The following is a 26,613-nucleotide window of genomic DNA, read 5'->3' as shown; positions in this document are numbered from 1 at the left end:
TAATTTATCTTCAGAATTATAATCACTCAACTTAATTTTAGAAAACGCTTCTTTCCATTTTTTTGAATAAGGCGTATATACTACATAAGGGTTGCCATCATCTTTAACAATTTCACTTTTTTCAAAAACAACTTGGTCTTTACTTGTTTTAAATGCTATGTTATGTTCTTTAAACAACTGATTCAATTCCTTATCTCTTTTTCGGGCATAAGGTTCATAATCGTGATTGGCAAAAACGGTTTTAATTTTATTTTCTTGAATTATTTTTTCAAAAATCGCTTTAGGGTTCCCGTAAAAAAGGGCTATAGACTTTCCGTTTTGTTGAAGTTTGGTCTGAATATGTGTCAACAACTCATGAATAAAACTCACACGAGGATCATTTTTTGGTAATTCAGATAAAATTTTCTCATCAAATATAAAAATAGGCAAAACATCATCATCACTTAGTGCATGAAACAAGCCTACATTATCATCTAACCGTAAATCTCTTCTAAACCAAAATACATTCATGTTCAATTACAATTACAAATTTAAATTTATTCTGAACAAAGCCTTTTAACCATTTAACCCCATATACTTTTAACCCCAAAATTATCCATTAACCAATAAAGAAGACATTCCGCCATCCACATGAAGAATTTGTCCACTCATCCAACTGCTTTTTTCGCTTAGCAAAAAAAGTGCCATTTGCGCAATATCTTCTGGCTGACCAAAACGTTTTAAAGGATGACGTTCTGAAGATTTTTCTTTTTTGACATCATTATTTAAAAATTTATCTGCTAATGGTGTGTCTGTTAGCGAAGGTGCTATTACGTTTACTCTAATTTTTGGAGCATATTCGGCAGCTAAAGCTTTTGCAAAACCCTCAATAGCGCCTTTTGAAGCGGCAATGCTTGTGTGAAAAGGCATTCCCATACTTGCTGCAACACTACTAAGCAATACAATACTAGATTGTGTTGAAGCTGTTAAGTTGGGTAAAATTGTTTGGATAACTTTAACCATGCTTATAAAATTAATTTGCAAATCATTTTCAAAGGCCTCTATTTTTAACCCTCTAAACGGTCTTAAATTAATGCTTCCTGGTAAATAGACCATTCCGTCAATAACGCTTGGTAATTTAGATATATCTAACGTATCTGTTGTTGCATCAAAAGCAATATGGGTTACATTTAAGTTTATTATTTCTTGGTTTGTTCTAGAGGCTATCAATACGTTATTGCTGTGCTGTAATTCTTTGGCGATAGCCAAGCCGATGCCGTATGATCCTCCAATTAATAATATATTTTTCATTTTTTTTTATCTTTTTTAATTTGACGCTTTTCTGTTTTTTTATTATATACCTTAAGTGTATTGGATCAATTTATTTAAATTGACCAAATAAATCTATTAATTTCTTTCTTCTGTATTCAAATATTTCTTTCAATTTTGGAGCTACAATTATAGGGTGAACCATTTGACCTAAAATACCCATAGGAACTTTATAGTCTATAATGTCTTCCATTTCAACACCTCCTTCAATTTCTTTTAAAAAATGTTTGTGATGCCATAATGCATATGGACCAAAACGCTGTTCATCTACAAAAAACTTCTTATCCACAACATGTGTAATTTCAGTAACCCATTTGGTCTTTATCCCTAATATGGGTGTTACTAAGTATTGAATTAACTGTCCTTGATACATAGGTCTATCAGCTCCTGAAAGTATTTCAAATCCCATATATTCAGGAGTAATTGTCTTTAAATTACTTGGGTTTGATAAAAATGCCCAAGCTTCATTTAATGATATTGGTAAGTTTTGTTTTGTTTGTAGGGTATAAATTTTCATGGACTGTTTATTATTTTCTGTAAATATAATATTTGTTTAACAAAATTAAATATTTATTAAACAATAATAATATGTTTTTTTAAAACATTATCTAAATTTCATTTTATATTTATTAATTTTGAAACAATTAAAAAACCAATTATGAAAAAATTATTTTTGACAGCAATTTTTGCTCTTTCAAGTTTTGTATTATTAGCACAAGTGAGAACACCTCAATCAAGTCCAAGTTCTACACTTGAACAAGTTGTAGGATTAACTACAATCAAAATTAATTACTCTCGACCAAGTGCAAAAGATAGAACTGTTTTTGGATCATTGGTTCCTTATGGTGCAAATTGGCGAACAGGAGCTAATGCAAACACAACAGTTTCCTTTGATGAAAATGTAAAAATTGAAGGGCAAAATTTAGCAAAAGGAACATATGCATTATATACAACTCCAAAAGCAGACAGTTGGGATGTAATGTTTTACAAAACAACAGATAACTGGGGCTTACCTAAAACTTGGATTGATGCAGATGTAGCTTTAAAAGTTTCAGTTCCTTCTGAATCTTCATCACGACATATTGAAACCTTTACTATTTCGGTTAACTCTATTTCAAATGATGATGCATTTTTAAATTTAGAATGGGAAAAAACATTAATTTCTTTAAAAATGGAATTTTTTACAAAAGATGTTGTGCTTTCAAGTATCGAAAGTGCATTGTCAGGGCCTAAAGCAGCAGATTATTTTTCTGCAGCTCAATATTTTTATCAATCAAATGCTGATTTGTCTAAAGCATTGGTTTGGGTAAATAAAGCTCTAGACATTAATTTACAAGATGGTAAAGATGCTCCTTTTTGGTATTTACGTCAAAAATCATTAATTCAGGCTAAATTAAAGGATATAAAAGGTGCTATCGCAACGGCTAAATTATCTTTAGCAAGTTCTATTAAAGCAGGGAATACAGATTATGAAAAAATGAATAATGATTCTATTTTAGAGTGGTCAAAAAAATAAATTCATTTTTTTACCTACAAAAATGCCTTTCTATTTAGAAAGGCATTTTTTTTATTTTTTATTGAAAAAACACTGAAAAATTAATGACAACATTAAAGTTAAAACAGCACCTATAAAATTTAACCATAGAAAACCAACCAGATCAATATAATAGATATAAAAAATGCTAAGTTGACTGATGCAAGCTGCAATAAAAATGGCTTTTCCTTTCACATACTTAATATAGAATCCGACTAGAAAAATACCCAAAACTGTCCCATAAAATATAGATCCAATAATATTTACGAGTTGTATTAAATTTTCAAATAGGGAGCTTATACAGGCAAAACCAATTGCAACAATCCCCCAAAAAAGCGTAAAATATTGTGTAGCATATACATAGTGCTTGTCTGATTTTGTACCAATATTACGTTTGTAAATATCTATAGTCGAAGTGGCAGCGAGAGAATTTAAGCCGGATGCGCTTGATGACATTGCGGCACTAAATATAACGGCTAATAATAAGCCTAAAATGCCTTTTGGCAAGTGATGCAATATAAAATATAAAAAAACATAATCTTTATCATTGGTTTCGGCAGTTATATCTGCTTTTGAAATTAACTCTTTTGCCTGTTCTCTTAATTCTTTTTCTTGACCTGATAAATTTTGCATTTTCATTTTTAATGCTTTATTATCGTATTCGTAATTTAATTGCTCAATATAAATGAGGTTGATTACATTTTTTTCTACGTTGATAAGATCAAGTTTGTTTTCTAATGTATTGTACTCTTTTTTGTATTTAGAATTTTCAACAGTTGTTACATTTGTAGGATTAAAATGTAGTGGTGCACTGTTAAATTGGTAAAAAACAAATACTAAAACGCCTGTCAACAATATAAAAAATTGCATAGGAACTTTAAGGATGCCATTCATAATTAATCCCATTTGACTTTCTTTTACCGATTTACCAGATAAATATCGGCCCACTTGTGACTGGTCTGTTCCAAAATACGAAAGCATTAAGAAAAACCCACCCGTAATTCCACTCCAAAAGGTGTAGCGTGTTTCAGGATTATAAGAAAAATCTAAAATATCCATTTTTCCATTGGCGCCTGCTATTTTTAAAACATTAAAAAAGTCTAGTTTTTCGGGAAGTTGATTTAAAATTATAAAAAATGTAATGACCATGCCACAAAAAATGACAAACATTTGTTGTTTTTGAGTAACGTTTACAGCTTTTGTGCCTCCAGTTACTGTATAAAATATGACTAAAATACCTATGATAATGTTTAATAGAAATAAATTCCAACCTAATAAAGCAGAAAGTATTATTGCCGGAGCATAAATGGTAATACCTGTTCCTAATCCTCTTTGAATTAAAAACAAAATAGCAGCAAGTGTTCTGGTTTTTACATCAAAACGTTGTTCTAAATATTCATATGCAGTGTAGACTTTTAATTTATGATAAATGGGAATAAACGTATAAGCAATAACAACCATTGCAAGGGGTAAGCCAAAATAAAATTGAACAAAACCCATTCCGTCATGATAGGCTTGACCGGGTGTTGAAAGAAAAGTAATTGCACTGGCTTGTGTTGCCATAACAGATATACCGACCGTAAACCAAGGAGTTTCGTTGTTTCCTAAAATATAATCTTTAACATTAGGGCTGCCTTTTGTTTTTAAGGCTCCATAAATCACAATAAAAAGTAGCGTAAACGATAATACCAGCCAATCTATATTTGTCATATTAAGTAAATAGTTCCATTATTAAATAAAACACTAATATGAATAGAGCATTGAGCAACAATACGATGCTATAACTCACTTTCCATTTGTTTTTCTCTTTTTCCATTTATTGTGAAATTGTTTCAGAGTCTTAAGGATCTGATTTTACATTTAAATAGCTTGCTTATAGCTATTCTAGGGCAATAATATTTGCTAATAATCGATATGCACCGCTCACACCTTCTGGCAATTCTCTAAAAAAGCTTAAGCCAGTATAAATATAATTTCCTTTTCCATATTTAGCTATTAATAAAGCCCCTTTTTTTGGTGTTTCACCATCGTCATTGGATTCTAAAATAGCTGTAAATTCAGGTGCATATACATCTGGATAATATAAACCTTGTTCCTGAAACCAGCCTTCAAAATCTTTGTTTGTTATTTTATTAGGTGTATTTAATACGGGGTGATTAGGTGCTAAAAAAGTAACTTTTGCATTTTCGTTTGTGACTCTGTCTCTTGATAATTGTAAATCGTAGGGCGCAATATCTTTAGTAACTAATCGTCCATTGGTATTGTATTGCACTATTAAATTACCTCCATTATTAACATATTCAAATAGGATTTTGTTTTTAAATGCCAATTCCTCAATTACATTAAAAGCACGAATGCCGATAAGTATGGCGTCATAATTTTGAAGATTTTCTATGGCGATTTCAGATGGTTTTATTGTTGTGACTTTATATCCTAAATTTTCTAAATTTAAATCTACTTGGTCTCCTGCACCTTGAATATAACCTATGTTTTTTCCTTTTGTTTCAATAGCTAGTTTGACTAATTTAGAAGTAGAGTTTTGTAAAATAGTTTGCTTGGGTATGTGCGGATAATTGATTTCGATATGTTCTTGGTTGAATTTTTTTTCATTCAGTAGAACGATGGCTTGTAAAGTTGTTGTTGATTCTTTTTTTGGTGGTAAAACTTTAAAAATTACGGTTTGTTCGTCATGTTTTTGAAAAATTTGAAAAGCAATTGATGCTGGTTCTACAATCCAGTTTTCATCAACTTGAAGCGAAATACTTCCCGTTATATTATCGGTTTGAGAAATAATTTTTACTGCAACTTCTTTTGCTTGATTGTCCTTAAAAATAGAGACTTTGTTTACAATATTTGTAGTTACTTCTGGTAAAACTGTAAAAGGCATATAGGTTTCGCCAAATTCAGGATCATTTTTTTTATAGACTACATTTTTTATAATTTCAATCTGAGTTCCTTCAACAGTTAAAGAAAAAAATACAGGGTATTGTAAGGTTTCTTCGGGCAATATTCGAATGGTTTTATTGGATACTTTATACATGCCAACTGTTGGAGTTTCTTTTAACCAAAATAAATTAGAATAGTCAAAATCGTCAGGAATTGTATTTTTTTCTAATTTCAAATTGATTTTAGAATTGTTTTTTAAAACTATATTTTTATCAGAAACGACCTTATTTCCAAACGAAACCGAATTTAAAATCATGTTGGCATTACTTCGGTTTATGGCTTCAATGTTTAATGTATAAGTATCTGATTTTGTAACTTTTTCGTCAGAACTAATAGCTTCTAAATATAAACCACTACATGCTTCAATTAGAATTGAAATTTGTTCTAATTTAATTTTTTTCCAATGTGATTCTTCTAAATTTTGTATCAATTTATAAGCTTTAACCAATTGAGGAATGTGGGTTTCTGGGCTTTTAAAGTTAAAATTTTCTTCAATAGGATTCAATATATTTCCTATGGCATTTCCTCCTTTTATTCTATTCCAACTGGTATCAATACCTTCAAAAATATCACCTGAAGCAGGCATTGTTCCTTTTAAAAGTTCTAAATATTCGGTTTCATCACCTCGAGTACCAGTAGATCCAAAACCTTGACAACGGTGTTGACTTCTGCTCAAAGCGGCTATTTCATAATTACTTTTTCCTAAAATAGGAAAAAACACATTGGCATTTATTGCTAATAAGTTACTTTTGTCTGCTTTATCAAAGGCTTCTTGACTTCCATAAAACCAATATGAGGTATTGAAAAACACGCGTTTTGGTTTTTCTTTTATTAGGCCATAGGCTTCAATACTTAACAAAGCACTTGCTGTGTGATGACCATGTGTTGTGCCTGGAGAACGATGATCAAAACGATTGATGATGATGTCGGGTTGAAATGTTTCAATGGTTTGAATAACATCGTCTAAAACTTCTTGTTTGTTCCAAATTCTTAGGGTTTCTGTTGGAGCTTTTGAATAACCGAAGTCATTAGCACGTGAAAAAAATTGTTTGCTGCCATCAATTCTTCGAGCAGCTAAAAGTTCTTGCGTTCTTACAGCTCCCAGTTGTTCTCTTAATTCGGGTCCAATTAAATTTTGCCCGCCATCACCACGAGTTAACGATAAATAAGCTGTTTGTGCATGATAATGATTTGAAAAGTACGAAATTAAACGTGTGTTTTCATCATCAGGATGTGCTGCTACATATAATACAGATCCTAAAAAATTTAGTTTTTTAACGTGTTCATATACATTACCTGTTGCTAGTTTTTGAGGTTGTTGTGCCCAGAAGCATGTTGAGAATAGTGCTGTTAAAAACCAAATATTTTGTTGTAGTCGCATGTATTAATTTTATATAGGGGTAAAGTTAATCAAAAATAAAATTATTCGGAATCATTCGAAATAACTGAAATTCCTTTTTGCATCAAAAGAATGTTAGGATAGGTTGTTATTTCGCCATCATCCGTTTTTAAAAGCAAATAAAAAGCTTTAATGTTTACTATTTCTGCATGAATTGGAAAATCTTTATCGTGTATTTTAATAGAATCGCCAATTTTAAAGGGATAAGAAATGAATAAAATAACACCAGCAGTAATATTACTCAACAGCGACCATTGCGCAAAAAAGGCAACACCAATTACTGTAAAAAGCGAAGAAAAAAACAAAAATAGTTGATCTTTGTTTACTCCCCAAATAATTACAATAGCAATTATAGCAATACAAATTAACAATATACTTACATATTTAATAACCAAATTTGTTCTATGGTCTAACGATTGATTTATTAAAGCTGATTTTTTAATTATTTTTTTAGAATAGTATTTAAAAAACAAATAGAGTGCTATAATTATTAGGGTATAAATTTCTTGGTGTAAATGTTCGTTTTGAAATAAATCAAGCATAATTTTTTAGTTTAGTGTATAGTTTATCAACAGGCAATCCGACGACATTAGGGTAAGAGCCTTCAATTTTTGAAATACCAATTAATCCAATCCACTCTTGAATGCCATAGGCACCAGCTTTATCAAAAGGTTTAAAATTAGTAATATAGTAATCAATTTCATCTTTAGTCAAATGTACAAAAGTTACTTTTGTAATGCTATGAAATGTTTCTAATTTTACATTAGTTTTTATGCAAACTGATGTAATGACTTCGTGAGTTTTACCACTCATTGAAGAAATCATTTGAAAGGCATCGTCATAATCTTTGGGTTTACCCAATGCTTTATTTTCATGCCATACAATTGTATCACTTGTAATTAATATGTCATTTTTAGACAATTGACCTTCAAACGCCTTTGATTTAAGCTGGGCTAAAAAATCAGTAATTTGGTGATGTTTTAAATGGTCTGGATAAATTTCTTCAACTTCTTTTAATTGTATGGAAAAATCTAATCCTAATTCTTTGCAATACTCTTGTCTTCGGGGCGATCCAGAAGCTAATATTATTTTTTTATGAGGTAAAAAATTATTCAATGATTGGTAAATTATTAAGGTTATAGGTTATTATTGCAATAGAAAAAAGGGCGGTTAACACTATAAATTTTAGCACTAATGTTAAACGTTTAAAATCTTGTTGACTTTTTGCTTGCCATATTTTTATAATGCAATAGAGTAGAGGTCCAATTACCAATGCAAGCGTGTAGTAAATAACATATTCTAAATGGATAAAATTGGCATTCAAATAATAGAGTAGGATAATTAAGGGAATAAAACTCAATCCAAAAATTAGCTTTTGTGTTTTTTCTTTTCCATAAAGTACAGGTAAAGTATTGACTCCAGTTTTTAAATCATCATTATAGTTTTCTAAATCACCAATTAAATTTAGAATGAATGTTAGTAAGAAAACTAAAACAGCATAATCTATTAGTATTTGAAATAATACGCCTAAAAAAGGTCTGTTTTCATTTGAAATTATTGGATATAAATCAAAAATACCTACCAAAAGTAAGCTAAAAGCCATTAAAAAAGAAACTAGAAAAGTACCTGCTAATAAGGATTGTTTGAATTGTGTTGTGTATATGTAAATTAAAAAAGCAATGACAATAAAAACAGCAACAAAATTTTCTTTAAAAACAATATTGGCAATATAAAACCCTATTCCAACACCTATAATATTAAGGACAATATAAAAATTATAAGCCATGTTTTCAGAAATGTGATTTCCAATAATTACTTTATTTGGTTTAACAATTGTATCGTTTTTACAATCTATAATGTCATTAATTATGTATCCGGCTGCGGCAATGCAAATTGTAGAAATAATAAGTAAAATAAACTCAAGGTCATTTAATGCCAAAAGCAAACCTGTTTGTTGCTTGAGAAAACCAAAGTGAAATACAGCTTGAATGAGTGCAATAAAAACGAGATTTTGATAGCGTATTAGTTTTAAAAATTTCATTGTTTTAGTGACTGATAGTTAGTAAAAAGTAATGAGAAAATTTGAATTTATAAAAAGACGTTTATTGTGGTTTAATCAGACTTTGCATCAAAATGCTCCATCCATTTGCCCTGTACTTTCATCACTTGTTCAATCACATCTCTTACACAACCTTTTCCACCGTTTATGTGTGATATATATGTACTTACGCTTTTGATTTCAGGGACAGCATTTTGAGGACAAGTTGGTAAACCTACCAATTGCATTACATGAAAATCAGGAATATCATCACCCATGTATAAAATATGCTGAGGATTGATGGTGTATAATTCAGTAAATTCTTTAAAAGTTTCAACTTTATTTGGAACGCCCAAATGTATATCTGTAATTCCTAAATTGCGTAATCGTATGCGAACTCCTTCATTGCTTCCTCCCGAAATAATGCAAACCGTATAGCCATTTTCAACAGCGGCCTTCATAGCGTATCCATCTCTAATGTGCATTTTACGAAGCATTTCGCCGGTTTGGGTTACATGTATTGTTCCATCAGTTAAAACACCATCTACATCAAAAATAAATGTAGTAATATCGTTCATAATTTCTTTATAGCTTTTTGGCATGTTGTATTGATAAAGTTAATTTTTGGTATAAGTCTTTGTATGTTGTGTTTTGTAATGCTTCTAAATGTTGCTCTATTATGTTTTCGTCATTGCGAATGGCTGGGCCCGTTTGCGCTTGAAGGGGAGTGAGTGTTTTTATTTTGTTGGCTGTTTCTTCAATTAAAGGTTGTAAGATAGCAAAAGGAACGTTGTTTTTTTTGCAAAGTTCATGTCCAATATGATATATATGATTCACAAAATTAGAGACAAAAACAGCTGAAATATGTAGGCTTTTACGTTGTTTACCATCAATTTTATAAACTAATTTAGATAAATTTTTCGCTAAAATTTCTAACACATTATAGTCTTCTTCGTTTTCAGTTTCCAAGCAAAAAGGAACAGATTGCATATGAATTTCTTTATTCTTTGAAAAAGTTTGCAAGGGATAAAACACACCCCGTTTGTTTTTGGGATTCATGATTTTATAATCCATTGTTCCCGATGTATGAACCACTAATTTATTTGAAAATGGAATTTGATTGGAAACATCTTCTATAACTTTATCACTTACGGCAATAATATATATATCAGCTTCTTTTAAACTTGAAAATTCTGTTGTTATTTTTGTGGTATCTATTTTGTTTTCAAGAGATTTTTTCGAACGAGTATATACCTGAACTAAATCAATAGAGTTATTGTTTTTTAAAGACTGAATCAAATGTGATGCAACATTGCCCGAACCTATTAGTACAACTTTAATCATTTGGCTAAATTACAGTAAAAATTAAAATTAAGAATAAAATAAGTTATAATATACTAATTTTGAAAAAAAAATAAAATGAAGCACAATTCTATTTTCAACTTTTGTCCTAATTGTAAATCAGTAGATTTTTCATTTGATAATAATTTTAAATTTTATTGTCATTCATGTAATTTTGTATTGTATCACAATATTGCAGCTGCTGTAGCCGTAATTATTAAACATGAGGACAAAATACTCTTCACAGTTAGAAACATTGATCCGGATAAAGGAAAATGGGATTTGCCAGGTGGATTTATTGATCCCGATGAAAATGCAGAACAGGCTGCTTGTCGCGAATTAAAAGAAGAATTGGGCATTAACTTATTGCCAAGCGATTTAAAGTATATAGCAACTTCACCAAACAATTATTTATACAAAAATGTTCCTTATAAAACCCTGGATGTTTTTTTTGAATATGAAATCAGTTCCAATGAAATAAACATTGCAGCAGAAGATGAAATTAAGGACTTACTGTGGCTAACAAAAAAACAAATCCAATTGAATAAAATTGGATTTGTTTCGATTCAAAAAATTATTCAAAACTATTATTTGTAACCTAAATACGGCTTACAAATCTAGTTTAAACTGGCTAAACTTTGCTCAATTGTAGCAATTTTTGCCAAGGCATCTGCTTCTTTATTTCGTTCGTTTGTAATTACTTGATCAGGTGCACCTGCAACAAATTTTTCATTGTTCAATTTACCTCGAACCGATTTTAAAAATCCTTGTGTGTATGTTAATTCGGCTTTTAACTTTTCAATTTCGGCAACTACATCTATGTTTCCTGCAATTGGAATGAAATATTCGTTTGATTTTACTCTATATGTTAACGTGCCATCAACAGCTTCTGACACATATTCTAAACTTTCAACATTTCCTAATTTTAAAATGACAACATCAAAAGTTGTAGCAGTTTTTTCATGATTAATCACTTTTAAATCTATACTATCTTTTTGTGCAATATTTTTTTGTTTGCGAATGGTTCTAATTCCTGCAATAACCTCTGCAGCAAAATCAAATGATGTAATTAATTCTGAATTTGTGTCTTTTATTGTAGGCCATTCTGAAATAATTAGGGCTTGTTCGGGTGTTCGTTCTGCAATATATTGCCAAATTTCTTCAGTTAAGAAAGGCATAAAAGGATGCAATAATTTTAAATTGGTTTCTAATAATTCAATTGCTTTGTCAAATGTAGCTTTGTCAATGGGTTGTTGGTAAGCAGGTTTTATGATTTCTAAAAACCATGAACAAAAATCGTCCCAAACCAATTTGTAAATTCCCATTAAGGCATCTGAAAGTCTATACTTTTCAAAATTATCCTCAATTTCAGCGAGCGTTTGTTCTAATTTAGCTTCATACCAATCAACCGCTATTTTAGAAGCTTCTGGTTGATCTATATTGGCTACTTCCCATCCTTTAATTAATCTAAAGGCATTCCATATTTTATTAGCAAATGCTTTTCCATTGTTGCATAATTCTTCGTCAAACATAATGTCATTTCCGGCAGAAGTGCTTAAAAGTAATCCCACACGAACACCATCGGCACCAAACTTTTCAATTAATTTTAATGGATCTGGAGAATTTCCTAGTGATTTTGACATCTTTCGACGTTGCTTGTCACGAACTAATCCAGTTAAATATACGTTGTTAAAAGGTTTTTTATTGGTGTATTCGTATCCAGAAATAATCATTCGAGCAACCCAGAAAAATAATATATCAGGACCTGTAACTAAGTCATTCGTAGGGTAGTAATATTTAAACTCTTCATTTTCAGGGTCTAAAACGCCTCCAAAAACAGACATGGGCCAAAGCCAAGATGAAAACCATGTATCCAATGCATCTGCATCTTGTTTTAAATCGCTTAGGGTTAACTCTTTGTTGTTTGTAGTTTGTTGTGCTAAAACTAAAGCCTCCTCAATGGTAGTGGCTACAACATAATCTTCTTTTCCTGCTCCATAAAAATAGGCAGGAATTTGTTGTCCCCACCACAATTGACGCGAAATATTCCAATCGCGTATGTTTTCCATCCAATGGCGGTAGGTATTATTGAATTTACTTGGGTATAGTTTTACATCTCCTGTTTCTAAAACTGCTTTGATGGCTGGTTTAGCCAAATCTTCCATTTTTAGAAACCATTGATCTGATAATCGGGGTTCTATAACGGCTTTAGTTCGTTCTGAAGTTCCAACCTTATTTGTATGAATTTCAGTTTTGATTAAAGCTCCAATAGTTTCTAATTCTTTTTCAATTTCTTCACGAACTACAAATCGATCTTTTCCTTGATAATGTAATCCAAAACTGTTTAAGGATGCGTCTTCATTAAAAATATCTATAATTTCTAATTTGTATTTATCGCCTAATGCTTTATCGTTAACATCGTGAGCAGGTGTTACCTTTAAGCATCCTGTTCCAAATTCAATATCTACATATTCGTCTTCAATGATTGGTATAACACGGTTGCAAATAGGCACAATTGCTTTTTTACCTTTCAAATGAGCAAAACGTTCGTCGTTTGGGTTTATGCATATAGCTGTATCGCCAAAAATTGTTTCTGGTCGTGTTGTAGCAATTGTTAAAACTTTATTGCTACCCTCAATTTTGTAATTTATGTAGTATAATTTTCCTTGACGTTCTTCGTGAATTACCTCTTCATCTGACAAAGTTGTTTTTGCTTCAGGGTCCCAGTTTACCATTCGATACCCACGATAAATTAATCCTTTGTTGTATAAATCTACAAAAGATTTGATTACAGAAGCCGACATGTCATCGTCCATAGTAAACTTAGTTCGCTCCCAATCACACGAGCAACCTAATTGTTTAAGTTGTTCAAGAATGGTGCCTCCGTATTTATCTGTCCATTCATATGCATGCTTTAAAAATTCTTGACGGGTTAAGTCACTTTTATTAATTCCTTCAGATTTAAGTTTGGCAACAACTTTTGCTTCGGTTGCAATTGAGGCATGGTCGGTACCAGGAACCCAACATGCATTGAACCCTTTTAAACGAGCACGTCGTATCAATACATCTTGAATGGTGTTGTTCAACATGTGTCCCATATGTAATACTCCGGTTACGTTTGGAGGAGGAATTACAATTGTATAGGGTGTTCTGCTGTCTGGTTTTGAATGAAAATAGTTGTTCTTCATCCAATACGCATACCATTTTTCTTCTGCTTCTTTTGTGTTAAATTGCGCTGGAATCATTTAGTATTGTTTTTTTTTTTATTGATTATTGATTTGCAGTTACATAACAATTTTTTTTTAAAACAGTCTAGCCCTGATAAAAGTAAAATCCCTTGAAGTGATTGCAGCGATTAGCAGGTAAATTATTTTTTAAAATGCCTATTTCTCAATGCTCTAAAAAAAGGAAAAGAGGTTTTGGTATTGTTTTTGTATTATACGCATTGCAAAAGTAACAATATAACCTAAAATAAAAAAAGTTAATTTGTTTGTAATTTTTGTAAAAGAGTTTAAATTTACAAAACTAAAAGTATTTTATTATGAAAAATTTATTTAGAGGTATAGCAATTTTGTTTATTTCAATTTCTTCATATGCTCAAGGTGCAAAAATTGAGTTTAAAGAAGAAACAATAAACTATGGAAATGTAACTAAAGAAGAAGATTCTGGAAAAAGAACTTTTGAGTTTACCAATACAGGAGATGCTCCCTTAGAAATACGTAATGTAAAATCTACTTGTGGCTGTACGATACCTACAAAACCTACCGAACCTATTATGCCTGGAGAAAGCGATGTTATTGAAGTTCAATATAACATGAATCTTGGGCCTATTAGTAAATCTATTACAGTTGAAACTAATGCTGTTAACGTTGAAAGTGGGATGGTAACTTTGCGAATTAAAGGCACTGTAATACCTAAAAAAGTAATTAATCTGCTCGAAAAAAAGAAATCAATTTTAGAACAATAAATAATTAAGCCTTCAATTTGGAGGCTTTTTTTATATTATTTTTTGGAGAAAGAATTCAACTATAATTATTTGTTCATTGCGTTCTAATTCTAATTTTATTTTTCTGCCTTCTTTAGATTGAAATAGTTCAATTATTTGTTGAAGGGTAAAATTATTTGCTTTTTGATCGTTTATGCTGATAATTTTGTCTTCAGGCAAAACACCTTCTTTATGAGCATTTGAGTTTTCTTTTACATTTGAAATAATAAAAACAGGTTTAAATGAAAATTTATAATGATGTGAAATATTACTAATATAATTATTGAGGACGTTAGTATAAACAATTGAACTATTCAATGTTATTTCTTCTTTAACGTACTCAATTCCTGAATGTTTAATATCAAGTCCTGACATATTAAAATTAAATGGATCATTAAAATATTTGTTTTTTTTCAAATATAATGTTTCGTTTTTATAATCAATAAGCACATGAAAACGTTTAATTATTTCACTACCTAATGAACCATTTCTATTATCTGTAATATTGATGTTTTTAAAAGATAAAGAGTCAGGATAAGCAACTAGTACATCATTAAATTGAAAATTTGATAATTTTACATTTTTAATTCTAGATCTTTTACCAAAAATTTCTCCAGCTAAACCAAACCCTAAATAATCATTTATAAATACTTTTGATCCTCTTAGGGTGTCATTTTTAAACAGCCATAAACCATCACTCATTCCTGTGTCTAATAATAAATTTAATTGCAGCGTAGCCTCGTCTATTGTTGAATTAATTGTTAAATAAGGTTTGTTGTTAATAATCTTAATTTTTTGTTTTGTAAATTTTTTAATTTTTTGTCTTTTTAAATATTGTCTGTTTTTATGTATTATTAACTCATTTTTTTCATAATCAATTTCAATTAATCGGTCTTTAAAAAAACTAAAGCCTATAACTCCATTTATTTCTTTACCTAGTTTCGTTAGAAAGCCAATGTTGTTTTTACTTATTGTTAGTATACTAAAATCATTAGTTTCATATTCTTTAATCTTTAAATTGTTGTTTTTAGACATAAATGCTTCAATAGTATTGCCTATTCCTATACCATAAACTTTAGTTTTTACTTGGTTGTTTAATTTGATTGAATCATTCAGGTTAAAACTAAATAAAATATTATTTGTCGATCCTGTATCTAAAATAACTTTTAAACGAACATTATTAACCAATATATTTATTTGAATTAAATTACTTGAAAATTCAAAAGGGATTGTAATTTTATTCTTTTTAGATTTCCAGCTACTATCCATTTGACCCAATGCAATGCAATAAGTAAAAAAGCAAAAAAATAAGAGTATTCTTTTATGCATTAAAGTTATTTTATATAAAAATACTAATTATTTATCTTATATAAATGTAATATTGTTAAAAAAAATATGCAAATTTGCATTTTAAATTAAAGTAATATGCCAAAAATTTCAGAAAAAGGCCAGCAAATGCCTGAATCACCGATTAGTAAATTAGTTCCTTATGCAGATATTGCTAAAAAAAAAGGGCATAAAGTATACCATCTAAATATTGGCCAACCAGATATTAAAACTCCAAAAGTAGCACTAGATGCAGTTAAAAATGCAAATTTTGAAGTTTTAGAATACAGTCATTCGGCTGGTTTTGAAAGTTATAGAAAAAAATTATCTAACTACTATAAAAATCAAAATTTGCCTATTGAAACTGAAAATATAATAATAACTACAGGTGGTTCTGAAGCTTTATTATTTGCACTAGGGAGCACAATGGATGTTGATGATGAAATTATTATTCCAGAGCCTTTTTATGCCAATTATAATGGTTATACAGTAGCGTCTGGTGTAAAAGTTGTTCCTGTTATATCTAGTATTGAAACAGGTTTTGCTTTGCCGCCGATAGAAGATTTTGAAAAATTAATTACTCCAAAAACGAAAGCTATTTTAATTTGTAACCCTGGAAATCCTACGGGTTATTTATATTCTGAAGTTGAAATAAATCAATTGGCTCAAATGGTAATAAAACACGATTTGTTTTTAATTGCTGATGAAGTTTATAGAGAATTTACTTACGACGGATTTAAACATTTTTCGGTTATGAATGTAGCTGGAATAGAAAATCATGCAATACTGATTGATTCGGTTTCAAAGCGTTTTAGTATGTGTGGCGCACGTATTGGTTGTATTGTTTCAAAAAATAGCGAAGTAATGTCTGCCGCTATGAAATTTGCTCAAGCTCGATTAAGCCCTCCTACATATGCACAAATAGCTAGTGAAGCAGCTTTAGACACTCCTCAAAGTTATTTTGATGATGTAATTGTTGAGTACAAAGAAAGAAGAGATGTATTGATAGCAGAACTGCTTAAAATTGATGGCGTACAAGTAGCTACTCCAAAAGGTGCTTTTTATTGTATAGCAAAACTACCCATTGAAAACGCTAATGATTTTGCTCAATGGTTACTAGAGACGTATGATTTAAATGGAGAAACTGTTATGGTTGCTCCAGCAGAAGGGTTTTACTCTACACCAAATATGGGATTAGATGAAGTTAGAATTGCTTATGTTCTTAAAAAAGAGGATTTAATTCGTTCTGTTCAAATAATTAAAGAAGCTTTAAAAGTCTATAAAAAATAAAAGTAAAAAAGTTAAATATAAAAAGCAATTCGAATGAATTGCTTTTTATATTTAATCACTCGATTACATCTTAAGTAGTGGCCATTCGTTTTAATATAGCCCATTGTTTTAAAGCCGTTCTAGCTTCAACTGCTGGGTATCCTAACATGGTTTTTTTTGCAGCTACATCTCCAGTTACACCAGATCCAGCACCAATAATAGCACCATCGCCAACGGTAATATGATCTTTTAAGGATGCGCTTCCGCCTATTATAACGCCATTGCCAAGAGTTACCGAACCGGCTAAGCCGCTGTTTCCAGACATAATACAAAATTTACCCATTTTTGAATTGTGGCCTATTTGAACTAAATTATCAATTTTGCATCCGTCACCTATTATGGTTGAACTAAATTTACCTCTATCTACACAAGAATTTGCTCCAATTTCAACATAATCACCAATCCTTACATTGCCAATTTGAGGAATTTTTGCTAAACCTTTTTCGGGGCATGCTCTAAATCCAAAACCATCTGCTCCAATTGTTGCATTAGGATGAATAATACAATGATTTCCAATATGACATCGTTCTCGAACAACTGTTCCTGACCAAATTGTTGTATAATTTCCAATTGTACATTCGTCTAAAATAGTAACGTTGGGGTATAAAATAGCATTATCTCCAATAACTGCATTTGGACCAACATAACAATTTGCACCAATTTTTGTTCCTTTGCCAATTGAAGCGTTGGAGTCAATTGTTGCTGTAGGATGAATGTCATGATGAAATATTGGAGGAGCAGGAGCAAACATTTCTAAAACCTGTGACATTGCTAAATCAGCATTTTTAACTTTAATAAATGCTTTGTTAATACCTGGCTCTATGCTAATGTCTTCATTTACAACAGCTACAGATGCATTAGAATTTGCCCAAATTTTTTCATATTTCTTATGACCTATAAAAGTTATTTCTTTTTCTTTGGCTTGTTCAATTTGTTCTGGACCAGTTATGATTAAGTTTAAATTTCCAATAATTGTTCCTTTTAGTACGTCATTAATTTCCTCAATTGATAAGTTTTTCATATAATTAGTTTTTGGTAAATGTCAAATATAAACAAATTGAATAATTTTTTACAAATATATATAAATCTTCTTCTCTTTCGATTTATGCGCAATTTTCAAAACCGCTTGGCATGGGTCTGTATGCATAATATTGTAAAACTTCCTCAATTGCATATTCAATCGCCTTATTTATGGGAATAATGATGTTTCCTAATTTAAAATCTATTTGTGATAGCTTCATGTAATAATCTGTAAAAATTGGAATATCCAATCCGTTATTTATGTCAATACTTGTTTTTTCATAATTTGCAGCCTGGTTTTGCTTAATAATAGAACAAGTAGACATTCTCAATTTACCATATTTATCGGTATTTGCACCGTATCCAAACAAACGACAAATTAATCCTCTGTATTTGTAATTGTTGCAGCTTCCTGAATGTTTATCAATAATAGAAAGGGGGCTATAAACATAGCAAATAGATGTTGTTTTATGGATGAGTTCAGTCCTCACTTTTTCTGCTTGGCCATTTAAATAAAGGTGAAAAGCATAAGGTAGAAATTCTAATGGCGATGCATTAATTTCTGGATTAGTACAGCATTTACCACAACCTATTTTGCAATATAAATTTGTTTTAGATTGAAATTTAGAAATTTCTAAATCTAAATTTTCAAAGAGTTGTTCGACCAAAAAAACACGTTTCTCTATGGACATTTTTTTGAAAGGTAGTCTATTAAAAAATAAATTATTGCATAATGAAGATAAAGTGTTGCAATAAATAAAAATGACTATAGAAGTTTTCTGTACAATATTCATAAAATGAATCTTTTATAAATAAAAGTATAAAAATGAATTTTCAAAAGATATTACTCTGATAATAATTATAATAGTTTTTTTTAATATAAAAAAAGTGTCTTTAACCTAGTATAATAACACTTTTTAGTCAAAAATGTATAAATAAATAAACAATTAAGGTATATTTGTTTTTGATTAATGTAGGTTTAATTATATTTAAAATAAAATGAAAAATTCTTTCACACTGTTGATTGCTGCTTTATTTCTAATTAATTGTTCATCTGATGAGTCATTATTGGATCAAGAAACAGTTATAATTCCGCAACCTATTAACACGATTGTTCTTACGTCTATGAATTCAAGTACTGTTAATTGCACAACAATTGTTGATTCTAATGGTGTTGAGGCTAGAAAATGTTTCTATTTATTTACTTCAATATTTAAAAGCACTTATTCGGTCTCTAAATTTGGTTCAGTAAAATTTTATTTCACAATTAATGGGGTTCCTCATGTTGAATTAATAAGTAATTATTTTTACCCTGCTTCAGATATAGGTGGTATAATTGTGCCTGAAAAAGCGGTTATTGCAAATGATGAAACTTGGGCAACAACAACTTATTCCAATACATCTCCGTCTACGGAAACGGTTTCAATTGTTTTAACAAATGTAGAATTTATTGAAAATTAAATTTCAAATCACTTTTTTACCAATCACCCATAGCAGGGCTTACTGCTTTTATATATTCCAAAAGCGATTCATTCAATTCGTTAAAGTATAAAGGTACTTCTTGGATATTTTTAAAAACACTTCGTAATGTGCCATCTTTTTTAAATACACCTTTTAATCCATCAGGTGAAACATTAGAATTAAATAAACCATTGCTAATCCAACCACCACTGTTGTATTGCGATGGAGCTAAATAATTTTCCATTCCAATAATATCAAAATTACCTTTCCCTACATTTAGCGATGGGGATAGAGTTGTAAAGACAGAGATTTTGTTTGATTACTTCAAAACGAGGTATGCGAATTATGGGAGAGTGGCTTAAATAAAAATAGACTTATGTATATAATAAATAAACAAACCAATCGTATTGAGAAGATTGAAAGTACAACTTTTAAACATTTAGGTTTTAGAGAGCGTGAAAACCTACAAGAATGGATTGCTAATAATCCATCTTGTTTAAATGAAGATATTTTAATTATTCAAAAAGAGTTTGATGGTTTTTTTGATACTAATGAACGTTTAGACTTATTAGCCATTGATAAACAAGGTAATTTAGTTATTATTGAAAATAAGTTGGACGATACTGGAAAAAATGTTACTTGGCAAGTAATTAAATATGCGTCCTATTGTGCAACACTAAATCCAACGCAAATAATTGCTATTTTTTCTCAATACCTTTTAAAAGTTGGAAGCAATGATACAGCAGAAGAATTACTAACTGAATTTTTAGAAACAGAAGATTTTAGAGAGAAATTAAATATTGGTAATTCGCAAAGAATTATGCTTATTGCTGGTGAATTTCGTAAAGAAGTTACATCGTCAGTTCTTTGGTTAATGAATTACGGATTGCGGATTCAATGCTTTAAAACAACACCTTTCAGGCTTGGGAATTAACTATTAGAAGCTGAGAATTATAAGTAAAAATACAATTTTGAAAGCAATTCACAACTACTAAGTAACCCGAGATATGCTGTTCCTACGATTGATGAATAGAACGATAGTGGTGTAAATTTTCAGGTTACAGGCTGATGAAAAATAGTTATTTTAAGGCTATAACCTGAAAAATACTTTTATTTTTAAAGGTATAGGTTTAAAATAAATTTGTATTATTCAAGTTATAGGTTTAAATTTGCGCTATTATTTTAAAGCTAAAGATTGATGAAAAATACAAAACAACAATTAGTATTAGACCAAACCGACAAAAAATTGGTTTTGTTTCAGAGTTTAAAAACGGTCGTTATGCCACCTAAAGGTTGGGTAAATACGATGCGTACCGCTTTGAAAATGTCATTGCGACAGCTGGGAAATAGAATGAATTTCTCGGCTCAAAATATCAAGCAAATAGAAGAACGAGAAGTGAATGGTACAATTTCTATTAATTCGTTGCGAGAAGTTGCCAATGCTATGGATATGCAGTTGGTGTATGGTTTTGTTTCCAAGCACGAATCGTTAGAACAAATGATAGAAAAACGGGCTAAGGAATTAGCGACCGAGATTGTGATGCGCACCAACAATACAATGACGTTGGAAGACCAACAAAATTCAACCGAACGCATAGGAAAAGCCATTGCTCAAAAAACAAATGAGATAAAAAGTGAAATGCCAAAATACCTATGGGATTAACAATTGAATACATAGACGGTCAAACGCCATTAGACGAGGAGGAAAAAGAAGGTTTGCGTATTCCTTCTATAACTACTCGGGAGGAATTAGACGAATTTGAGCAACTCAATATCGAGAAAGCAATACAATGGACTTTTGGTAAAAAACTAAAAGCAGAACAACTGTTTTCGGAAAAGTTCATCAAAGACCTGCACAAGCGTATGTATGGCGAAGTTTGGAAATGGGCAGGAAATTTTAGAACCTCTGAAAAGAACATTGGTATCAAGAGTTATCTAATTGGCATTGAATTAAAACAGTTGTTGGATGATGCTGTATTTTGGCAGGAAAACAATACGTATAATTCGGAAGAATTAGCCATTCGGTTTAAACATCGTTTGGCGAGCATCCATTGTTTTGCCAACGGAAACGGAAGACATTCTCGTTTGATTGCAGATTTGATAATGGAAAAATTATATAACAGCAAATTGTTTTCTTGGGGCAGTGCTAATTTAGTTAAAGCCAACGAAGCAAGGAGCAACTATATACAGGCAGTTAGAAAGGCGGATAAAAACGATATTCAGCCCCTAATTGCTTTTGCAAAATCTTAATATAATGGGAAACAACTATTCAGAAGACTAATGAATTGAACAGACTTGTATTGATATTTTCAAAAATTACTTAAATGCTCGTAAAAGTTTTGAGAAAAGGTTGACAAAAATCCACTGCTTTTCATTTGTGCTATTTAGCAATGAAAGATTATACTATTGAGTTATATAAAGTTCTAAAGGTAAGTAAAAACAATAAAGAAAGTATTTTTAACTTGTTAGATAAACGTATTAAATCAAATCCTATGAATGTTTCAGAATTAAAAATGGTGCTTTTAATATTTAAATTAGATTATTTTAAAACGAAAAGTAACAATATTATATCAACTAAAAATGGTCTTAGTTGTGAATTGCTTTCAAAATTGTATTTTTAGTTTTAATTCTAAACCGCTTCTGTAACAAAAAAGTTTATACCATTTAAGGGTTTATTTACTTTAATTTATTTGAAGTAAGATTATTAGGGTTTAATTTTTTTCTATATTTCAATTAGTTATGATAATGGACACACGAAGATAATAAAAAAACCCGAAACCTTGTATATCAAGTGTTTCGGGATTGTAGTAGTGACCTCGACTGGATTCAAACCAGTAACCTCTTGAGCCGTAATCAAGTGCGCTATTCAGTTGCGCCACGAGGCCTTTTTTGTGGGTGCAAATATACTGTTTTTGAAATTATATGCAAATATAATTTTGTTTTATTTTAAACTTTTAATAGTGATTATATAACGATACGCTAAAAGTGCTTTTTGCCATTTTTTTGCTTTTGTTATATCTACCCTCCTTTGGGTTAAGCTAGGAAGAAAAATTTTGTTTAATTGGGCAATTAATTGATACATTTTTTTTGTAAATATATAAAAAATTAAGCCACTAAACTATAAGTTATAACGCGGCATTTATTTTGGAATACCATATTTTTTTTTTTAATTTATAGAAAGTTGTTTTTCTTTTTTGACCAATTTTAAGGTATAAATACCAACTAAAACTCCAACCAGCCCTATACTTCCCATAAAAAACCAGTTGGTTTGGTAGCTGTACGTATCTATTAATAACATTCCGGTTTTTGCACTAATAATATGAGCTAAACTATAACTCATTGTAAAAATTGCCATATAGCGTCCTTCATGACCTTTTGGAGCTCTGCTCATTGCAAATGAATTGGCAAAAGGGAACGTAAACATTTGTCCGGCAGTCATAACAATCATCATAATTACTAATATTCCGGCCCAAAAGTTAACCAACAATAAAAACAAACTCAGCGCCATACCTAAACAGCCATATACCACAATTTTTAATCGGTTTATATTGTGTTTTTCAATGTAATTAACAAATGGCATTTCTAAAAAAAACACTAATATTCCGTTTAAGGCCAGCAGCAATCCAGTGTCTAATTCGCTTAAATTAAATTGATCTTTATGATACAATGGAATTGTTGTAAATAGTTGAAAAAAAAGTATTCCGGTAATTAAACACATGGTTAAAAACAGCCAATAAACACGGTCCTTAAATACAGAAGATCTAAATACTTGTTCTTGTTTGTTTTTATCAGTATCGGGTAGTTTTACTTTTTCTTTTACCAAAAGAGCAAAAATTATAATAGCCACTAGACAGGTAATTCCATCAACCCAAAACAATCCTTTATATCCTATCGACATAATAATTAGACCACCTAAGGCAGGTCCAGTTGCAAAGCCAAGGTTTATGGCTAATCTTACCAAAGTTAATGATCGCGTACGGTTTTCGGGTTTAGAATAAGCTCCAAGGGAAACAAACATAGCAGGTCTAAACATATCTGCTACAGTCATAATGACAAACATTGAAATTAATAAGCCTATGTAAGTTGTAATGTATTGCAATGCAAAAAGCAATATTCCACTAGTAAACAAACTGAATATCATTATTTTATAAAATCCAATTTTATCAGACAGTTTTCCACCTAGCCATGACCCTAACATGGATCCAAAACCAAAACTAACCATAATCCAACCTACCTGACTTAAAGAAAAATTAAGATCTTCTTTCAAGTATTTTGATAAAAAGGGCAGCACCATTGTTCCTGCACGATTAATAAATGTAACCAATGTAAGAATCCAAATTTCTCTTGAAAATCCTCTAAAATTATCTATGTACTTGTGAAAGATTTTTTTTATCATAATTTTAATAATGCAAAAATACAAAAGGCTTTAAGAAAAGAATGTAATTTAAAATTTATATTTTTGTAAAAAAAATCAGCAATGAAAAAAATCGCTTGCATATTATTTTTGTTTACTATAAATCTTTTAGCTCAAGAAAAAGTTAAATCTAGTGAAGCATATCAAGAAGATTTAAATGTGTTTTTTGCGGATTCTTTGCGCAGCCCACTAACTAAAGAAGACCGGGATCATTTTAAAGGTTTAGATTTTTTTCCTGTTGACAAAAAGTTTGTTGTAAAAGCACGATTTGTAAAGGCAAAAAGACAAAAATCTTTTGAAATGAAAACCACAACCGATAGAAAACCATTATACATTAAATATGGAGAACTGCATTTTAGTATTGATTCAACGAATTTAGTTTTAAACGTATATAAAAACATAGAGCTTTCTACAAAAAAAGGATTTGCTGATTATTTGTTTTTACCTTTTTCAGATTTAAGTAATGGAAAAGAAAGTTATATTGGAGGAAGGTTTTTAGACATGACAATTCCAAAATCGACAGATGTGCTTATAGATTTTAATAAAGCATATAATCCTTACTGTGCATATAACTTTAAGTATTCGTGCCCCATAGTTCCGCTTGAAAATGATTTGCCTATAGTAATACATGCAGGTGTTAAAAAATTTCACGATTAATGAAATTCATCAATTTACACACCCATCAATTTTCAAATCTAACAAATGTATTAGAGATAGTTAATCAATATCCTTGGGAATTTGACGATGCTATTCCACAATATTCAGTTGGAATTCATCCATGGTATATTGACCAAAATCGTTTCTTTTCAGATTTAGTGTTTATTCAAGACAAATTAAATCAACCGCAATGTTTAGCACTTGGAGAATGTGGCTTAGATAAACGAATAAAAATTCCGTTTTCATATCAAATAGACGTTTTTCAAAAGCAAATTGAATTGGTTCAAGCTTTATCAAAACCCATTATTTTACATTGTGTAGCTTCTTATCAGGAAGTAATTGCAATAAAAAAGGAAATGAAAATTGACAACCCAATGATTATTCATGGTTTTTCCAAAAATATACCCGTAGCAAAATCGCTTTTAGACAACGGATTTTATTTGTCTTTTGGAAAAAATTTACTAAGAAACCCTGACTTAGAATCGGTTTTTAATTATGTTCCAATGGATCGAATTTTTTTAGAAACCGACACTATAAAAGAAACAATATTAGATGTGTATAATAAAGCGGCAACGACAAAAAAAATAACAATCGAAGATTTGAAAGAGAACATAAGAACCAATTTCAATAAAGTTTTTAAACAATTACACAATTAAAATGGCACAATGGCAAGAAAGAGCAGAATTGCTTTTCAAAGAAGAAGGAATTAATAGATTAAAAAACGCTAATATATTAGTGGTAGGATTAGGTGGTGTGGGCAGTTTTGCGGCAGAGTTTTTAGTACGAGCCGGCATTGGAAAAATGACAATTGTTGATGGTGATACAGTAGATGTTACAAATATAAACAGACAATTACCTGCATTACATTCTACCATAGGTCAGTCAAAAGTAGAAATAGTCGCTCTAAGATTGTTAGATATAAACCCGGCCTTAAAATTGACTAAAGTTAACGAGTTTTTGTCGCCAGAACGTGCTACTGAAATTGTAACTACTGCGTTTGATTATGTGTTAGATTGTATTGATAGTGTTACCCCAAAATTGAATTTAATTATTTCAGCCAAAAGAAAAAAAGTTAAAATTGTAAGTTGCATGGGTGCAGGTGGAAAGTACGATTCGAGCAAAGTTATGGTTAGAGATATAAGCAGTACTAAAGATTGTCCATTAGCTAAAAACATTAGAAAACGGTTAAAATTAGTTAAAATTAATAAAGGAGTTAAAGCTGTTTTTTCAGTAGAAATGCCAGATGCTTCTAGTTTAAAAATAACAGATGGAAAAAATTATAAAAAATCGTTTTATGGAACAAACAGCTGGATGCCAGCTCAGTTTGGCTTACAAGCTGCCGAAACTGCCGTAAAGTATTTGTTAAATAAATAATTATTTTTCGGGTGTAGAAACAGTAGATGAGTCTGTAGCCGTTTTATTTTTATACGAATTTATATGTGTTGATCTTCTTTTTGGAGTATCGGATATTATGGGTACATAAATTTCGGTAATCCACTTAGATGGATTCTTTTCTGTCGGTGCAAAAACTTCATATGACTCTATATAGTTGCCATTTAAGTCTTGTGTTAGCTTGTTTTTTTCTATGTAGTTAAAGGCCTCTTTCCAAGCTTTTCTTAAATGAGAATAATCGCCAATAAACGTGACTTTTACAGCTTTAAATTCGAACATTTTTCTGCCTTCAATATCATTTCCTTCAGATGTAATAATTTCTTCATTGACTGGTAAACAGATTGAAAATTTTGTTTTATTGTTTATCTCATCCCAATAATCAAATGAAGCATAAGGTTTATTTGTGTAATTAATTTTGTTCTTTTTAGCAAAAGAATAAAGATCTAATATTTTATTTTTAGAA

Annotated in this window: 28 protein-coding genes and 1 tRNA gene; 11 read left to right on the top strand and 18 right to left on the bottom strand. The window is 30.3% G+C overall.

The features are described 5' to 3' along the window. The 3 genes from AABM47_RS09970 to AABM47_RS09960 form a co-directional block, all read right to left on the bottom strand. The coding region (locus tag AABM47_RS09970; protein ID WP_338410776.1) for a deoxyribodipyrimidine photo-lyase at nucleotides 1–510 on the bottom strand (510 nt) is incomplete at its 3' end. Between the two features lie 81 nt (nucleotides 511–591). After that, nucleotides 592–1,290, bottom strand: a complete 699-nt coding sequence (locus tag AABM47_RS09965) for an SDR family oxidoreductase (protein ID WP_338410775.1) — start codon at nucleotides 1,288–1,290, stop codon at nucleotides 592–594. Nucleotides 1,291–1,360: 70 nt separating this feature from the next. Beyond that, nucleotides 1,361–1,825 carry an SRPBCC family protein gene (locus AABM47_RS09960; protein WP_338410774.1) on the bottom strand — a complete coding sequence of 155 codons (465 nt, stop codon included), beginning with the start codon at nucleotides 1,823–1,825 and terminating at the stop codon, nucleotides 1,361–1,363. Between the two features lie 141 nt (nucleotides 1,826–1,966). On the opposite strand from AABM47_RS09960, the gene AABM47_RS09955 reads away from it, so the two are divergent. Next, complete coding sequence (locus tag AABM47_RS09955) at nucleotides 1,967–2,824, top strand: DUF2911 domain-containing protein (RefSeq protein WP_338410773.1); 858 nt, start codon at nucleotides 1,967–1,969, stop codon at nucleotides 2,822–2,824. A gap of 51 nt (nucleotides 2,825–2,875) precedes the next feature. On the opposite strand, the gene AABM47_RS09950 is transcribed toward AABM47_RS09955, so the two are convergent. The 7 genes from AABM47_RS09950 to AABM47_RS09920 all read right to left on the bottom strand — a co-directional run bounded on the left by AABM47_RS09950 (nucleotide 2,876) and on the right by AABM47_RS09920 (nucleotide 10,569). Next, entirely contained in the window at nucleotides 2,876–4,552 is a 1,677-nt protein-coding gene (locus AABM47_RS09950; protein WP_338410772.1) for a sodium:solute symporter, read from the bottom strand. A 169-nt stretch (nucleotides 4,553–4,721) separates the two neighbouring features. After that, nucleotides 4,722–7,169, bottom strand: a complete 2,448-nt coding sequence (locus AABM47_RS09945; RefSeq protein WP_338410771.1) for a PIG-L family deacetylase — start codon at nucleotides 7,167–7,169, stop codon at nucleotides 4,722–4,724. A gap of 41 nt (nucleotides 7,170–7,210) precedes the next feature. Then, a complete protein-coding gene (locus tag AABM47_RS09940) occupies nucleotides 7,211–7,729 on the bottom strand; it encodes a mechanosensitive ion channel family protein (RefSeq protein WP_338410770.1) in 519 nt (172 codons plus the stop codon). Next, nucleotides 7,722–8,303: a Maf-like protein gene (locus tag AABM47_RS09935; RefSeq protein ID WP_338410769.1), complete on the bottom strand. Its 582-nt coding sequence runs from the start codon at nucleotides 8,301–8,303 to the stop codon at nucleotides 7,722–7,724. Before AABM47_RS09935 ends, AABM47_RS09940 begins: the two co-directional genes overlap by 8 nt. Next, a complete protein-coding gene (locus AABM47_RS09930) occupies nucleotides 8,296–9,228 on the bottom strand; it encodes a geranylgeranylglycerol-phosphate geranylgeranyltransferase (RefSeq protein ID WP_338410768.1) in 933 nt (310 codons plus the stop codon). Before AABM47_RS09930 ends, AABM47_RS09935 begins: the two co-directional genes overlap by 8 nt. Nucleotides 9,229–9,299: 71 nt before the next feature. Beyond that, the gene (locus tag AABM47_RS09925; RefSeq protein ID WP_338410767.1) at nucleotides 9,300–9,827 is read right to left on the bottom strand and encodes an HAD-IIIA family hydrolase; all 528 of its coding nucleotides are present in this window, start codon (nucleotides 9,825–9,827) and stop codon (nucleotides 9,300–9,302) included. Continuing rightward, entirely contained in the window at nucleotides 9,811–10,569 is a 759-nt protein-coding gene (locus tag AABM47_RS09920; protein ID WP_338410766.1) for a DUF2520 domain-containing protein, read from the bottom strand. Before AABM47_RS09920 ends, AABM47_RS09925 begins: the two co-directional genes overlap by 17 nt. Before the next feature lie 75 nt (nucleotides 10,570–10,644). Between AABM47_RS09920 and AABM47_RS09915 the strand changes: the two genes are divergently transcribed. Then, complete coding sequence (locus tag AABM47_RS09915; RefSeq protein ID WP_338410765.1) at nucleotides 10,645–11,163, top strand: NUDIX domain-containing protein; 519 nt, start codon at nucleotides 10,645–10,647, stop codon at nucleotides 11,161–11,163. Nucleotides 11,164–11,183: 20 nt separating this feature from the next. On the opposite strand, the gene AABM47_RS09910 is transcribed toward AABM47_RS09915, so the two are convergent. Then, nucleotides 11,184–13,811, bottom strand: a complete 2,628-nt coding sequence (locus tag AABM47_RS09910; RefSeq protein ID WP_338410764.1) for a valine--tRNA ligase — start codon at nucleotides 13,809–13,811, stop codon at nucleotides 11,184–11,186. Nucleotides 13,812–14,107: 296 nt separating this feature from the next. Here AABM47_RS09910 and AABM47_RS09905 point away from each other — a divergent pair, with 296 nt between their 5' ends. After that, nucleotides 14,108–14,533, top strand: coding sequence for a DUF1573 domain-containing protein (locus tag AABM47_RS09905; RefSeq protein WP_338410763.1), 426 nt, complete (start codon nucleotides 14,108–14,110; stop codon nucleotides 14,531–14,533). A gap of 30 nt (nucleotides 14,534–14,563) precedes the next feature. On the opposite strand, the gene AABM47_RS09900 is transcribed toward AABM47_RS09905, so the two are convergent. Continuing rightward, entirely contained in the window at nucleotides 14,564–15,880 is a 1,317-nt protein-coding gene (locus tag AABM47_RS09900) for an aspartyl protease family protein (RefSeq protein WP_338410762.1), read from the bottom strand. 96 nt (nucleotides 15,881–15,976) lie between these two features. On the opposite strand from AABM47_RS09900, the gene AABM47_RS09895 reads away from it, so the two are divergent. After that, on the top strand, nucleotides 15,977–17,167 hold the full coding sequence (locus AABM47_RS09895; RefSeq protein ID WP_338410761.1) for a pyridoxal phosphate-dependent aminotransferase: 1,191 nt from the start codon (nucleotides 15,977–15,979) through the stop codon (nucleotides 17,165–17,167). 70 nt (nucleotides 17,168–17,237) lie between these two features. On the opposite strand, the gene lpxD is transcribed toward AABM47_RS09895, so the two are convergent. Further along, nucleotides 17,238–18,227, bottom strand: a complete 990-nt coding sequence (lpxD, locus tag AABM47_RS09890; protein ID WP_338410760.1) for a UDP-3-O-(3-hydroxymyristoyl)glucosamine N-acyltransferase — start codon at nucleotides 18,225–18,227, stop codon at nucleotides 17,238–17,240. 82 nt (nucleotides 18,228–18,309) lie between these two features. Beyond that, nucleotides 18,310–18,918: a YkgJ family cysteine cluster protein gene (locus AABM47_RS09885; RefSeq protein ID WP_338410759.1), complete on the bottom strand. Its 609-nt coding sequence runs from the start codon at nucleotides 18,916–18,918 to the stop codon at nucleotides 18,310–18,312. 307 nt (nucleotides 18,919–19,225) lie between these two features. Between AABM47_RS09885 and AABM47_RS09880 the strand changes: the two genes are divergently transcribed. Next, nucleotides 19,226–19,687 carry a hypothetical protein gene (locus AABM47_RS09880; protein ID WP_338410758.1) on the top strand — a complete coding sequence of 154 codons (462 nt, stop codon included), beginning with the start codon at nucleotides 19,226–19,228 and terminating at the stop codon, nucleotides 19,685–19,687. 16 nt (nucleotides 19,688–19,703) lie between these two features. Here the strand turns inward: AABM47_RS09880 and AABM47_RS09875 are convergent, their stop codons facing one another. Beyond that, nucleotides 19,704–19,931 carry a hypothetical protein gene (locus tag AABM47_RS09875; RefSeq protein WP_338410757.1) on the bottom strand — a complete coding sequence of 76 codons (228 nt, stop codon included), beginning with the start codon at nucleotides 19,929–19,931 and terminating at the stop codon, nucleotides 19,704–19,706. Between the two features lie 132 nt (nucleotides 19,932–20,063). On the opposite strand from AABM47_RS09875, the gene AABM47_RS09870 reads away from it, so the two are divergent. From AABM47_RS09870 to AABM47_RS09860, 3 genes are all read left to right on the top strand, one after another. Further along, nucleotides 20,064–20,621 (top strand): hypothetical protein, encoded by a 558-nt coding sequence (locus AABM47_RS09870; RefSeq protein ID WP_338410756.1) that lies wholly within the window; start codon nucleotides 20,064–20,066, stop codon nucleotides 20,619–20,621. 264 nt (nucleotides 20,622–20,885) lie between these two features. Continuing rightward, nucleotides 20,886–21,350 carry a mobile mystery protein A gene (locus AABM47_RS09865; protein ID WP_338410755.1) on the top strand — a complete coding sequence of 155 codons (465 nt, stop codon included), beginning with the start codon at nucleotides 20,886–20,888 and terminating at the stop codon, nucleotides 21,348–21,350. Continuing rightward, entirely contained in the window at nucleotides 21,341–21,937 is a 597-nt protein-coding gene (locus AABM47_RS09860) for a mobile mystery protein B (protein ID WP_338410754.1), read from the top strand. The genes AABM47_RS09865 and AABM47_RS09860 overlap by 10 nt, the downstream gene beginning before the upstream one ends. Nucleotides 21,938–22,498: 561 nt before the next feature. On the opposite strand, the gene AABM47_RS09855 is transcribed toward AABM47_RS09860, so the two are convergent. Both AABM47_RS09855 and AABM47_RS09850 read right to left on the bottom strand, forming a co-directional pair. Further along, nucleotides 22,499–22,572: transfer RNA gene (locus AABM47_RS09855), tRNA-Arg, on the bottom strand. 281 nt (nucleotides 22,573–22,853) lie between these two features. Next, nucleotides 22,854–24,083, bottom strand: coding sequence for an MFS transporter (locus AABM47_RS09850; protein ID WP_338410753.1), 1,230 nt, complete (start codon nucleotides 24,081–24,083; stop codon nucleotides 22,854–22,856). Nucleotides 24,084–24,164: 81 nt separating this feature from the next. On the opposite strand from AABM47_RS09850, the gene AABM47_RS09845 reads away from it, so the two are divergent. Genes AABM47_RS09845 through AABM47_RS09835 form a run of 3 tightly spaced genes read left to right on the top strand, consistent with a single transcriptional unit; the run spans nucleotide 24,165 to nucleotide 26,132 of the window. Further along, nucleotides 24,165–24,758, top strand: a complete 594-nt coding sequence (locus tag AABM47_RS09845; RefSeq protein WP_338410752.1) for a DUF1684 domain-containing protein — start codon at nucleotides 24,165–24,167, stop codon at nucleotides 24,756–24,758. Continuing rightward, the gene (locus AABM47_RS09840) at nucleotides 24,758–25,414 is read left to right on the top strand and encodes a TatD family hydrolase (RefSeq protein ID WP_338410751.1); all 657 of its coding nucleotides are present in this window, start codon (nucleotides 24,758–24,760) and stop codon (nucleotides 25,412–25,414) included. The genes AABM47_RS09845 and AABM47_RS09840 overlap by 1 nt, the downstream gene beginning before the upstream one ends. A 1-nt stretch (nucleotide 25,415) precedes the next feature. Continuing rightward, entirely contained in the window at nucleotides 25,416–26,132 is a 717-nt protein-coding gene (locus AABM47_RS09835; protein ID WP_338410750.1) for a tRNA threonylcarbamoyladenosine dehydratase, read from the top strand. Here the strand turns inward: AABM47_RS09835 and AABM47_RS09830 are convergent. Continuing rightward, nucleotides 26,133–26,613: GyrI-like domain-containing protein (locus AABM47_RS09830; RefSeq protein ID WP_338410749.1), on the bottom strand; the 481-nt coding region annotated here is incomplete at its 5' end. It abuts the gene before it with no gap.

The sequence above is a fragment of the uncultured Flavobacterium sp. genome (assembly GCF_963925415.1).
Taxonomy (GTDB): domain Bacteria; phylum Bacteroidota; class Bacteroidia; order Flavobacteriales; family Flavobacteriaceae; genus Flavobacterium.
The sequence above is the reverse complement of the archived record's forward strand: the minus strand, read 5'-3'. Positions and strand labels throughout refer to the sequence as shown.